The sequence below is a fragment of the Qaidamihabitans albus genome (genome assembly GCF_016464705.1).
In the GTDB taxonomy this organism is placed as follows: Bacteria; Actinomycetota; Actinomycetes; order Mycobacteriales; family Pseudonocardiaceae; genus Qaidamihabitans; species Qaidamihabitans albus.
Window position 1 is genome coordinate 19,908 of record NZ_JAEHOB010000020.1, and the last position, 12,091, is coordinate 31,998.

At 71.8% G+C, this 12,091-nt stretch carries 11 protein-coding genes; 4 read left to right on the forward strand and 7 right to left on the reverse strand.

What is annotated here, in order from left to right:
- Positions 1–42: 42 nt before the first annotated feature.
- A complete protein-coding gene (locus tag JAP66_RS27900) occupies positions 43–1,761 on the reverse strand; it encodes a thiamine pyrophosphate-requiring protein (RefSeq protein WP_199434839.1) in 1,719 nt (572 codons plus the stop codon).
- A gap of 304 nt (positions 1,762–2,065) precedes the next feature.
- On the opposite strand from JAP66_RS27900, the gene JAP66_RS27905 reads away from it, so the two are divergent.
- Both JAP66_RS27905 and JAP66_RS27910 read left to right on the forward strand, forming a co-directional pair.
- Entirely contained in the window at positions 2,066–3,442 is a 1,377-nt protein-coding gene (locus JAP66_RS27905; RefSeq protein WP_199434840.1) for a YibE/F family protein, read from the forward strand.
- Between the two features lie 96 nt (positions 3,443–3,538).
- Positions 3,539–3,826, forward strand: coding sequence for a hypothetical protein (locus JAP66_RS27910; protein WP_199434841.1), 288 nt, complete (start codon positions 3,539–3,541; stop codon positions 3,824–3,826).
- A gap of 15 nt (positions 3,827–3,841) precedes the next feature.
- Here the strand turns inward: JAP66_RS27910 and JAP66_RS27915 are convergent, their stop codons facing one another.
- Positions 3,842–4,510, reverse strand: coding sequence for a hypothetical protein (locus tag JAP66_RS27915; protein ID WP_199434842.1), 669 nt, complete (start codon positions 4,508–4,510; stop codon positions 3,842–3,844).
- The gene (locus JAP66_RS27920) at positions 4,507–5,175 is read right to left on the reverse strand and encodes an MBL fold metallo-hydrolase (protein ID WP_199434843.1); all 669 of its coding nucleotides are present in this window, start codon (positions 5,173–5,175) and stop codon (positions 4,507–4,509) included. Before JAP66_RS27920 ends, JAP66_RS27915 begins: the two co-directional genes overlap by 4 nt.
- 125 nt (positions 5,176–5,300) lie before the next feature.
- Between JAP66_RS27920 and JAP66_RS27925 the strand changes: the two genes are divergently transcribed.
- The gene (locus tag JAP66_RS27925) at positions 5,301–6,152 is read left to right on the forward strand and encodes a peptidylprolyl isomerase (protein WP_199434844.1); all 852 of its coding nucleotides are present in this window, start codon (positions 5,301–5,303) and stop codon (positions 6,150–6,152) included.
- Positions 6,152–6,946 (forward strand): aminotransferase class IV family protein, encoded by a 795-nt coding sequence (locus tag JAP66_RS27930; RefSeq protein WP_199434845.1) that lies wholly within the window; start codon positions 6,152–6,154, stop codon positions 6,944–6,946. Before JAP66_RS27925 ends, JAP66_RS27930 begins: the two co-directional genes overlap by 1 nt.
- Positions 6,947–7,002: 56 nt before the next feature.
- On the opposite strand, the gene JAP66_RS27935 is transcribed toward JAP66_RS27930, so the two are convergent.
- From JAP66_RS27935 to secF, 4 genes are all read right to left on the reverse strand, one after another.
- The gene (locus tag JAP66_RS27935; RefSeq protein WP_199434846.1) at positions 7,003–7,791 is read right to left on the reverse strand and encodes an enoyl-CoA hydratase/isomerase family protein; all 789 of its coding nucleotides are present in this window, start codon (positions 7,789–7,791) and stop codon (positions 7,003–7,005) included.
- A 35-nt stretch (positions 7,792–7,826) separates the two neighbouring features.
- A complete protein-coding gene (locus JAP66_RS27940) occupies positions 7,827–10,193 on the reverse strand; it encodes a RelA/SpoT family protein (protein ID WP_199434847.1) in 2,367 nt (788 codons plus the stop codon).
- A gap of 88 nt (positions 10,194–10,281) precedes the next feature.
- Positions 10,282–10,800: an adenine phosphoribosyltransferase gene (locus JAP66_RS27945; protein WP_443706216.1), complete on the reverse strand. Its 519-nt coding sequence runs from the start codon at positions 10,798–10,800 to the stop codon at positions 10,282–10,284.
- A gap of 31 nt (positions 10,801–10,831) precedes the next feature.
- Entirely contained in the window at positions 10,832–12,091 is a 1,260-nt protein-coding gene (gene secF / locus JAP66_RS27950) for a protein translocase subunit SecF (RefSeq protein ID WP_199434849.1), read from the reverse strand.

Consider the following 12,091-nt stretch of genomic DNA (forward strand, 5'->3'; position numbering starts at 1 on the left):
CGCGGCGACCCCGGACAAGCAGGGTTTTCATTCACCGAAAGCTCACACCGCGGGAACGTGCACGCTCACCACAGCCGAGCGGCCGGAGCGCACGACGTCGAGCGCCTCCACCAGCACACCCTTGAGCTCACTGGCCACCCGCACCGTGCGGCCCCACGCGCCGCCCGCCGCCTCGGCGATGCCCGGCAGATCGGCCTCCGGGGCGAAGCTGACGTTGAAGTCGTCGCGCTCGGCGGCCACCCCGTCCGGATGCACACCGAGCGTGGACTGCTTCGGCGCCTTCCAGCCCTGGTTGTCGAAGATCACGGTCAGGCTCGGCGTGCCGTAGCGCCGGGCGACCCACTGGGCTGACGAGGGCACGCCGAAGAGGTACGAGCCGTCGCCGACGAGCGAGACGACGGTGCGGTCCGGCGCGGCGAGCTTGGCGCCGATCGCGGCGCCCGCGGACCAGCCGAGCGAACCACCGCCCGAGCCGAGCAGCGAGCCCGGCCGGGTACGCCGCAGGTGCTCGTTGACCACCTGGTAGTTGGTGATCGCCTCGGTCAGCACGAGCGTGTCGTCGTCGATGACCTCGCGCACGCAGGCCACCAGGTACTCAGGCGTGATGACCTCACCGTCCGGGTGCTCCCGGCCGGCCAGCTCGCTGAGCTGGCGTTCGTGCTCCGCGGCCGCGGTCTCCGCCCGCCCGGCCACGACATCCGGATCGGCGAGCTCGCGCGCCCGTTCGCGGAGCTGGGCCACTGCCGTGCCCAGGTCGGCGCGCGCGAAGCACTCGGCGGGCACGTGCCAGAGCGGCATCTGTTCCTTGACCGGGTCGATGTCGACCACGAACAGGCGGGCGCCGGCCGAGGGGCGGTTCTGGGTGGGGATCCAGGGCACGTCGCTGCCCAGCACCAGTACGACGTCGGCGGCCTCGAGCAGCGGGTTGGCCTGCTGGGCGTTCCACTGGTAGCCCCAGTGCAGGGGGTGGTCGGCCGGGAAGTTCAGGTGCATCGGCACGGACTCGATCACCGGCAATGCCAGCGACTCGCACAGCTCGACGAGGGCGGGTACCGCGTGCGGATCGCGGCCGAGATAGGACGTGACGACGACCGGGTTGCGCGCCCCGGCGAGCGCCTCCGCGATTCTCTCCACCACACCGGGCGCCAGCGCCGCGGGTGCCACCGGGCTGAACAGCGCGGGGTCGGCGTGCTGCTCGGGTACCTCGGCTTCCATGACCTCGCGCGGACCGACCAGGTAGACCGGGCCCGCCGGCTCGCTGCGAGCCAGTTGCAGCGCGCGGTGCACCAGTTGCTTGACGTTGTGGCCGGTGCGGATCTCGTTGTCGTACTTGGTGTAGCCGCGCACGATGCCGCGCTGGTCGTGCACGTCCTGGATCCACTGGATGAACTCGTTGCGGCTGCCGAGCAGCTCGCCTTCCTGGGTGAACGGCGAGGCACCCGCGTAGAGCAGGACGCCCACCCTGCCCTTGGCGGCGTTGTGCAGCATGCCACCGATGTTCTGGGTGCCGCAGTCCACGTGGACGACCACGGCCTGCGGCACGCCGGTCAGCTGGGCGTAGCTGTGCGCTGCCGACATGGCGACGCTCTCGTGCGGGCAGATCACGAGTTCGGGCAGCGCGTCCGCGCCGTCTTCGGCCCGTGCCCGCGCGTAAGCCTCGACGAGGCCGGGATGGTCGCTGCCGAGGTTGGCGAACACGTACCGGACGCCGGCCTCGGCCAGCGCCTCCAGGAATGCCCTGCTCGTCGTGTATCCGCTCACGCCACCACTTTCTGCTCCGGAGCCGCCGCACGGACCCTATCGCGGCCGCGCCACCGGGCGGCAACGGTCCCGTTTCGGTCACCGGAATCACCGGCGACACCGCGGAACCGAGCCCCGGCGCGGTACGTCCGAGCGGATGCGAGCACATCGTTTCCGCGGGTGACGTGGTGACGGCCGCGGCCGTCGGCGGACACGTCCGGCTGGGGGTCGGACGTGGGGCCTGCCCGTGCGCCACCACGTCACCCCGCCCGCCAATCGCGGAGCCGCCCCGCCCATCCGGGGCGGAGTGCAGGAGGATGGCCCGGTGCCGCGCGACAACTCCGCCGACGAGACCGGCCCGATCCGCCGGGTGCCGGCCACGGCGTCACCGGCCTCCCCGCGCGAAGGGCGAGAGCGCCGCCCGGCCGTCCGCCAGCGGGCACCGGCCCGGAAGCCGTCCCCGGCAACGGATCACGGGCACGGACACGGGCACGGGCCGGCCGCTCCCGCTTCGCGCCGCATCCGCATCCTGCTCACCGCGCTGCTGGCTCCGCTGGCGCTGGCAGCCGTGGCCGGGGTGGCGCTGCTCTACCCGTGGGGCAGCGAGCCGCCGGTCAGCGAGACCGGCGCGGGCACGCCCGTCCACGGCGAAATCACCACGGCCGCGCTCGGGCCATGCCTGGCGCCCGGGCAGGTGCAGGTCGGCGAGGCGCCTGCCGACGCAAGGCAGTGCCTCGACCTGGAGGTCTCGCTGACCGACGGGGAGGCGGCCGGACGGACGATCCGCAAGATGGTGGCGGTCGAGCCGAGCACCCCGAGGTTCGCCGCCGGCGACGAGATCGTGCTGTCCTACAGCGGCGCCGGCGCCGCGAACCCGGACTCCTACCAGGTTGTCGACTTCCAGCGCGGGATGCCGCTCACCGTGCTGGCCGCGCTGTTCGCGGTCGCGGTCGTCGTCCTCGGCCGGTGGCAGGGGCTGGCCGCGCTGACCGCACTGGGGCTGAGCTTCGCGGTGATCGCCCTGTTCATCCTGCCCGCCGTCCTGGCGGGCGAGGACCCGCTGCTGGTCGCCATCGCGGGCGCGGGCCTGATCATGTTCGTCGCCCTGTACCTCACCCACGGCTTCTCCGCCCGGACGTCCGTGGCCGTGCTCGGGACACTGGTCAGCCTCGCACTCATCGGCGTCATCTCCGCCGTGTTCTCCGCGACCGCGGCGCTCACCGGCCTCGGTGACCAGACGTCCAGCCTGATCGCCTCGCTTGGGCACGGCATCGACGCGCGCGGTCTGCTGCTCGCCGGGGTGGTCATCGGCGCCCTCGGCGTCCTGGACGACGTCACGGTCACCCAGACCAGCGCGGTCTGGGAACTGCGGCGAGCGAATCCCGCGCTGAGCTGGCGCGAGCTGTACTCCGCGGCGCTGCGCATCGGGCGCGACCACGTCGGCTCGGCGGTGAACACCCTGGTCATGGCCTATGCGGGCGCGGCACTGCCGGTCCTGCTGATCGGGGCGCTCTCCGATGTCGGGGTCGGCTCGATCCTGACCTCCGAGGACATCGCACAGGAGATCGTGCGGACACTGGCCGGCAGCATCGGCATCATCGCGGCCGTTCCGGTGACCACCGTGCTCGCGGCGCTGATCGCCGGCCGCGAGCGGGTGCCCGCCGGGACGGGCGACCACAGCAGTCACAGCGGTAACCCCTGATCACACGCGCCACAACGCCGGAGCCCGGCTCGGTGGACGCCCGCCCGGTGCGGTACGAAGTGCGTGACACTGGCCACCATCCGGGCAGGAGGCGCGATGCCGGGTTCCGCTGCCGCCCTTCTCGGGGTTCCCCGCTCCGCACTGACCGCCGCCCGCCGTGCAGGCCGGTCCGTGCGCGACGCCGTCGAGGCACTGCCCAGGATCGTCGCCGTGCTCGGCGACGTGCGCGATACGAGCAGGCAGCTGGAACGGCTCGTCACCTTCGCGGCGCAGGAACTGCCCGAGATCGTCTACCAGCTGGAGGAGATCCGGGAACGGCTCGCCGCGATCGAGCGGAACCTGGCCGCGTCGAGCGGCAGGGAGACCGGGGCCGAACTCCGGTGACGCCGTACCGCACGGTCATTCCAGGGTCGCCACGAACCGGCTGACGGCATCCATCGTGAAGCGCTGCGCGAACTTGCCCGAGGGGGCCGCGGACGCGAGACGGTACAGCGGGCGATCCGGCGCGGCGTCACCGCGCGCCTCCGACCGGAGCTGGGCCACCAGCAGCTCGGAGAACACCATGCCGTTGGCCTCGATGTTGTTCACCAGAGCGTCGGCGAGCCTGCGCAACGCGAGAATGCCCAGCTCCCGGCCGCCGGTGCCGGCGTACAGCGCGAGGTCGATCTTGGCCGTCTGGCCCCGTTGCCGGGCGTTGACCAGCAGGCTCACCGTGCGCGTGCCCCGCACGTCGGTGACCAGCACGTCGATGCGCTGCGCCGCGACCAGGTCGATCCGCCGCGTGCGCCAGGTACGCACCACGACCGTCCTGCCTTCGAGCCAGAGTTGCCTGCGCGCGTTGAAGGACACGAGGTAGAGCAGCGGCAGCGCCACGACACCGGCCACGACGAGGCCGGCCACCTGACCGCCGATCAGTCCGGCGATCCCGCCGAACGCGGCGGCGAAGAGCACCACTCCCACGAGTCCGGAGAGGCCACGGCGGCGCCGAGCGGCGGGGTTGTCCCCGTGCAGCGCGATGCGTTCGGGCTCCGGTGCGGGCTTGCGCTCGACGGGCTCTGGGTCGTTCACGGTGTCGTCAGGTCCTCTCGCAGGAAAGGATTCGTGGTTCTCTCTCGGCCGATGGTCGTCGTGGGCCCGTGCCCGGGCAGTACGACGGTGTCGTCGGCGAGCGTCAGCAGTGCGCCGCGCAGCGACCGCACCAGTCCGGCGGGGTCGCCGCCCGGCAGGTCGGTGCGCCCGGCCGATCCGGCGAAGAGCGTGTCGCCGGTCAGCGCGAGCTGACCACCCTCCTCGCTCTCGACGCGGAACACGACCGATCCCGGCGTGTGCCCGGGAGTGTGGTCGACGGCGATCCGGAGTCCGGCCAGCTCCAGCGGTCCTTCGCGCAGCTCCGCCACGTCGTCCGGCTCGCTGAGCGTCACCTCGCCGAACGCGGCGGACAGCTCCGGGCCAAGCCCGCGCAGCGGATCCGAGAGCAGCGGCCGGTCCTCGGGCCGGATGCGCACGGGCACGCCGTGCGCGTCCGCGATGGTGGCCGCCGAGTACACGTGGTCGAAGTGGCCGTGGGTGGCGAGCACGGTCGCGGGGCTTAGCCGGTGCTCGCGCAGCGCCCGCTCGACGGGCTCGGCGGCACCTTCACCTGGATCGACGATCACGCAGTCGTGGCCCTCGGCCGTGGCGAGCAGATAGCAGTTGGCTTGGAACGCGCCGGCCGGAAACCCGACGACGAGCACGACACTCCACCTCCGCTGTTGACCTGCCGACCACCCTAGCGGCCCCTGTACGGGGTCCTCACAGACTGTGCCCATAGACTGCCGCCACCGGAGCTGCTGACATCTAGAGGAATCTGGGAGGGCAGGTGGCGACCAACCAGCAACGCCGCGAAGCCGCCAAGCGCAAGCTCGAGCGGCAGCTCGCGCGCAGGGCGGAGCGGGCCAAGCGGCGCCGGATCATCGGCGTGGGGGTGACCGTCGGTGTCGTGGTGGTCGTGGCCGGGCTGGTCGTGCTCTTCGCGACCAGGGGCAACGACGACGCCGCCGCCGACAACGCGTCCCCGCCGAGTTCCGCGGGCGAGCAGGAACTGCAGATCCCCACCGAGCGGATCGACGTACCCGAGCGGCCGGAACCGCTGGCGGGCCCGGTGAACTGCGAGTACCCGGCCTCCGACCAGCCCGCCGCGAAGGAGGTCGAGCCGCCGGACGGCGCGAACGTCCCCGCGGAGGGCACGGTCGACGTCACGCTGCAGTCGACGGCGGGCGACATCCCGCTGACCCTGGACCGGGCCCTGGCGCCGTGCACGGTGAACAGCTTCGTCAGCCTCGCCGAGCAGGGCTACTACACCGACACGGCGTGCCACCGGCTCGGCACGACCGGCCTGCAGATGCTGCAGTGCGGCGATCCGAGCGGCACGGGCAGCGGCGGCCCCGGCTACCAGTTCGCCGACGAGGTCTTCCCCGAGCTCAAGTACGGCCGTGGCGTACTGGCGATGGCGAACTCGGGTCCGGACACCAACGGCAGCCAGTTCTTCATGGTCTACGGCGACGCGCCGCTCGACCCGAGCTACACCGTGTTCGGCACCATCTCCGACGAGGGTCTGAGCGTGCTGGACAAGGTCGCCCGCGCCGGCGACGACGGCAGCTTCGACCCGAGTCCCGGTGGCGGCAAGCCCAACATGGAGATCAAGTTCACCGGTGTGACCGTCGGGGCGTAGTGCGCGCGGAGGTCAACGGCGCTCCGGCCACCGCGGAGCAGCTCGCGGTGCCCGCGGTGGTCAACTACGGGCACTTCACGTCGATGCAGGTACGCGGCGGCCGGGTGCGCGGGCTGGAAGCCCACCTGCGGCGGCTGGCCGAGGGAACCCGGCTGCTGTTCGGCGGTGAGCTGGACACCGGGCTGGTGCGGCGGTACCTGCGGCACGCGGTCACCGGCACGGGCCCGGTCACCGCGCGGGTGACGATCTTCTCCCTCGCGGCACCCCGGGGCGGCGAGCCCGGCAGCGCGGCGCCGCCGGACGTACTGGTGGCCCTGCGGCCACCGAGCGAGGCGGCCGCAGGGCCGCTGCGGCTGCGCTCGGTGCACTACGAGCGTGTGCTCCCGCGGGTGAAGCACGTGGGGACGTTCGGCCTGTTCCACCACACCCGTGCCGCTCGGCAGGCCGGCTACGACGACGCGCTGTTCGTCACGAGCGACGCGCACGTGTCCGAGGCGTCGGTCTGGAACGCCGGCTTCTTCGACGGCGGCACGGTGATCTGGCCGCGGGCGCCGATGCTGGGCGGCGTCACGCAGGCACTGCTGAGCCGCGGCCTCGACCGGCTCGGGGTGCCCACGGTGACGCGGCCGGTGCCGCTGGCCGAGGCACGCACGCTGCGCTCCGCGTTCCTCTGCAATGCAGGCTGTGCCTGCCGTCCCGTCGCGGGCATCGACGACACCGCGCTGACCGTGGACCCGGAGCTCACCGCCCTGCTGGAGCGAGCCTACGACACCAACCCCTGGGAGCCCGTCTAGCTCGTGAGTGCCTGCGCGAGTTCTAACTCGCGCAGGCACTCACGAGCGGTGGCCGGTCAGCGGTAGGTGAAGGTGGGTGGGCGGCGCTCAAGGAAGGCGGCGACCCCTTCCGCGTAGTCCTCGCCGTGCACGGCGGAGAGGCGGATCTCGGCAACCTCGTCGTCGCTCTCCTCGTGCCCGGCGAGGATCTTCTCGATGATCCGGTTCATGCCGCGGATCGAGGCCTGCGAGCGGGAGCACAGCGTGCGGACGAACTCCATCGTGCACTCCTCCAGCTCGTCCGGTGCGAAGACGTCGTTGACGAGCCCGATCTCGCGGGCCCGCGTGGCGTCGATCAACCCGCCGGACAGCAGGAAGTAGCGGGCGTGCGCGGGCCCGACGAGCGCCACGAGCTGGCGGGTCGACACGAAGTCGTAGACGATGCCGAGCCTGGCCGGTGTGATCCCGAAGCGGGCATCGCTCGCCGCGAACCGGAAGTCGCTGGCCACCGAGAGCTGGCAGCCGCCGCCGATGCAGTTGCCCCGGATCATCGCCACGCTCGGCTTGCACATCCCGGTGAGCGCGCGGACCGCGCCCTCGACCGCCCGGTCGTAGGCCGCCGCGCCCTCCGCAGACGAACGCAGGTCGGAGAACTCGCTGATGTCGGCGCCCGCGGAAAAGTCCTGTCCGGCCCCGGCGAGCACCAGGACCTTGACCGCGGGATCGTGTTCGACATCGGCGACGATCTCCGGAACGGCCGACCACATCCCGTAGCTGATCGCGTTCTTCTTCTCCGGCCGCGCGAAGGTCAGCCGCGCGACCTCACCGTCGCGCTCGAACTCGACCCCTTCGGTCCCTTCGCTCATAGCCTCGCACCCTAGCGGTTGGGCCGGCGCGGGCCTCAGGATGCGGAGGTGACACGGTACACGTCGTAGACGCCCTCGACGTTGCGCACGACCTTCAGCACGTGGCCGAGATGCTTCGGGTCGCCCATCTCGAAGGTGAACCGGCTGACCGCCACGCGGTCGCGGGAGGTGGTGACCGACGCCGACAGAATGTTCACCTTCTCGTCGGCGAGCACCTTCGTGACGTCCGAGAGCAGCCGGTGCCGGTCGAGCGCCTCGACCTGGATGGCGACGAGGAACACCGAAGACTCCGACGGCGCCCACTCCACCTCCGCCAGCCGTTCCGGCTGCGCCCGCAGGTCGTCGGCATTGGTGCAGTCGGTCCGGTGCACGCTCACCCCGCCGCCGCGGGTGACGAAGCCGAGGATCTCGTCCCCCGGCACCGGCGTGCAGCAACGGGCGAGCTTGGCCCAGACGTCGCCGGCACCCTTGACGATCACACCGACGTCGTTGGAGCCGCGCCTTCGGGTGACCGTGGACGGGGTCGCCCGCTCGGCCAGCTCCTCCTCGGCCTCCTCGACGCCGCCGATGAGCGCCACCAGGCGCTGGACGACGGTCTTGGCGCTGGTGTGGCTCTCCCCCACGGCCGCGTAGAGGGAGCTGATGTCGCCGTGCCGCAGCTCGGTCGCCACCGCGCCCATCGAGTCGGCGGACACCAGGCGCTGCAACGGCAGCCCGACCTTGCGGACCTCCTTGGTGATCGCCTCCTTGCCCGCCTCGATCGCCTCGTCGCGGCGCTCCTTGGCGAACCACTGCCGGATCTTGGCGCGGGCCTTCGGCGAGCCGGCGAAGGACAGCCAGTCCCGGGTCGGCCCCGCACCCTCGGCCTTCGACGTGAAGATCTCGACGACCTCACCGTTCTCCAGCTTGCGCTCCAGCGCGACGAGCCTGCCGTTCACGCGGGCGCCGATGCAGCGGTGGCCGACCTCGGTGTGCACGGCGTAGGCGAAGTCCACCGGCGTCGAGCCGACGGGCAGGGTGACCACATCGCCCTTCGGCGTGAACACGAAGATCTCGCGGGTCGCCAGGTCGTAGCGCAGCGACTCGAGGAACTCGCCGGGATCGGCGGCCTCCCGCTGCCAGTCGAGGAGCTGGCGCATCCACGCCATCTCGTCGACGTCGACGGCGTTGCCGTTGTGGGTTCCCTTGGTCTCCTTGTACCGCCAGTGCGCGGCGATGCCGTACTCGGCGGTGCGGTGCATCTCGTGGGTGCGGATCTGCACCTCGAGCGGCTTGCCGTCCGGACCGATGACGGTGGTGTGCAGCGACTGGTACACGCCGAAGCGGGGCTGCGCGATGTAGTCCTTGAACCGGCCGGGCATCGGCTGCCACAGCGCGTGCACCACACCCATCGCGGCGTAGCAGTCGCGCAGGTCCTCCACCAGGATCCGCACGCCGACGAGGTCGTGGATGTCGTCGAGGTCGCGCCCGCGCACGATCATCTTCTGGTGGATGGAGTAGTAGTGCTTCGGCCTGCCCTCCACCTTCGCCGTGATCCGGGAGCCCTCCAGCTGCGTGGTCAGCTCGCCGATCACCCAGCGCAGGTACGTGTCGCGCGACGGCGCGCGGTCGGCGACGAGCCGCACGATCTCGTCGTACTTCTTGGGCTGCAGGATCGCGAACGCGAGGTCCTCCAGCTCCCACTTCACCGTCGCCATGCCGAGCCGGTGCGCGAGCGGCGCGAGGACCTCCAGCGTCTCCTTGGCCTTGCGAGCCTGCTTCTCCGGCGGCAGGAAACGCATGGTCCGCATGTTGTGCAGCCGGTCGGCCAGCTTGATGACCAGCACGCGCGGGTCACGGGCCATCGCGATGACCATCTTGCGGATGGTCTCGGCCTCAGCGGCCGTGCCGAGCTTGACCTTGTCGAGCTTGGTGACCCCGTCGACCAGCTCGCCGACCTTCTGCCCGAACTCGGAGCCGAGCCGATCCAGCGAGTAGCCGGTGTCCTCGACGGTGTCGTGCAGCAGCGCGGCCACCAGCGTCGTGGTGTCCATGCCGAGCTCGGCGAGGATGGTCGCCACGGCGAGCGGGTGGGTGATGTACGGGTCGCCGGACTTGCGGCGCTGCTCGCGGTGCAGCTCCTCGGCGACGTCGTACGCACGCTGTAGCAGCGCCAGGTCGGCGCTGGGATGCATCTCGCGGTGGATCGCGGCGAGCGGCTCCAGCACCTGCTTGACCGAAGCCGGGCGCTGCGCGGTGATCCGGCGAGCCAGCCGGGCGCGCACACGCCGGGTCGCCGAGGGAGCTCGCGTGCCCCCACCGGGCTGCCCGGCGCGCGCGACCTGGGCGGACTGCGCCGGCTGTGGCTCCGGCGCCTCGGCATCCGACCGGCCGGACACGACGGAATCGAGCTCTTGGCTCACCCGCACCTCCAGCACTTGCCGGTTGATAGACACCAAGCGTAACGCGGCGGGGTGGCGATCTGTGCCCGCGGGCGGCCGGGGCCCTCCCTCAGCAGCTGCGCAGGGCGTGCACGGGGGTGCCGGACAGCCCGGATCGCCCGCCGAGCGCCGCGAGCTCGAGCACCACCGCGACGCCGGTCACGTGGGCACCGGCGCTCTCGACGAGCTTCGCGGTGGCCGCCACGGTGCCGCCGGTGGCCAGCACGTCGTCGACGATCGCGACCCGCTGCCCCGCCCGCAACGACCCGGTCGGCAGTTCCAGCGTCGCGGTGCCGTACTCGAGCGCGTAGTCGACCCGGCCGGCGACCGACGGCAGCTTTCCCGGCTTGCGGACCAGCGCCACCCCGAGGCCACGCGCGTAGCCGACGGCCGCGGCCAGCACGAAGCCACGGGCCTCCACGGCGGCGAGCATGTCGACCTCGGAGCCGACCGCCTCACCGAGGGCGTCGATCACCGTGGCGAAGGCGGCGGCGTCGCCGAACAGCGGAGTGAGGTCCCGGAAGCAGATGCCCGGCTCCGGGAAGTCGGGGATCTCCGCGATCAGGTCGAGGGCCTCGTCCAGCTTCACCATGTCCGCCCGCAGCGGCGTCGCGTCGTCATCACCTCTTGCGCTTGCCGGTCGGCCGCCCGCCTCGCTGGGCCTTGGGCTGCCGCGCGGGCACGCTGGCCGCCGCGGCGTAGGCCTTCTCCTTGCGGAGCTCGGCGTCCAGCGCCTCGTCGTCGGTCACGTCGAGCTCGGCCTCGGCCGCCGCCCTGCGGGCCTGACCGGCCCGCCGGGCCTGCACGCGTTCGGCGTGCTCGCGGTACTTCGGCTCCCGCATCTTGAGGGCGCTCAGCAGCGGCGTGGCCAGTAGCACCGACGAGAGCACTCCGGCGCTCATGCCGGTGAGCAGCACGAGCGCGAGGTCCTGCAGCGTGCCTGCGCCGAGCAGGATGTAGCCGATGACCAGCAGGCCGATGACGGGCAGCAGCGCGATCACCGTGGTGTTGATCGACCGCATCAGGGTCTGGTTGAGCGCGAGGTTGGCCGCCTCGGGGTAGGTCCGCCTGGTCAGCCCGAGCAGGCCACGGGTGTTCTCCTTGACCTTGTCGAACACCACCACCGTGTCGTACAGCGAGAACCCGAGAATGGTCAGCAGGCCGATGACCGTCGCCGGCGTGACCTCGAGCCCGACGAGGGCGTAGACGCCCGCGGTCACCAGGATGTCGTGCAGCAGCGCGACGAGCGCGGCGATCGCCATCCACTTCTCGAAGTAGATGACGAGGAAGATCGTCACGAGCACGAGGAAGACACCGAGCGCGATCAGGGCCTGCTTCGAGATCTCCCCGCCCCACGACGCGCTGACGGCGCTGTCGCTGATCACCTGTGCGCTCGGCTGCCCGTTGCCCGCCAGCGGCTGCAGCTCCTCGAAGAACGCCTGCTTGACCTGCGCCACCTCGTCGGCGTTCAGGGTGTTGGAGCGAACCTGGATGGCGGCCGCGTCCCCGAGCCCGACCTGCTGGGCCTCCGAGGCGGGCTCACCCAGCGCGTCGGCGAAGACGCTCTTGGCCTCGTCCGGGGTGATCGGCCCCTGCGCGCCCTGCGCAGGCATCTGGATCTGCGTGCCGCCCTCGAACTCGATGCCGAGGTTGAAGCCACGTACCCCGAGCCCCAGGATACTGATCAGCGCGAGCACCGCGAAGAAGCCGAACCAGCGCCTGCGGTTGCCGACGATGTCGAACGCGCCCGTGCCGGTGTAGAGCCGGTGCAGCGTGGACTTCGTACCGGACGCGCTCGGTGATCCACCGGTGGCGTCCGTGGTCGGTGCCTTCTGCCCGGACTCCGCGGCCCTCGTCCCGTTCCCGTTCTCGCCGACCAC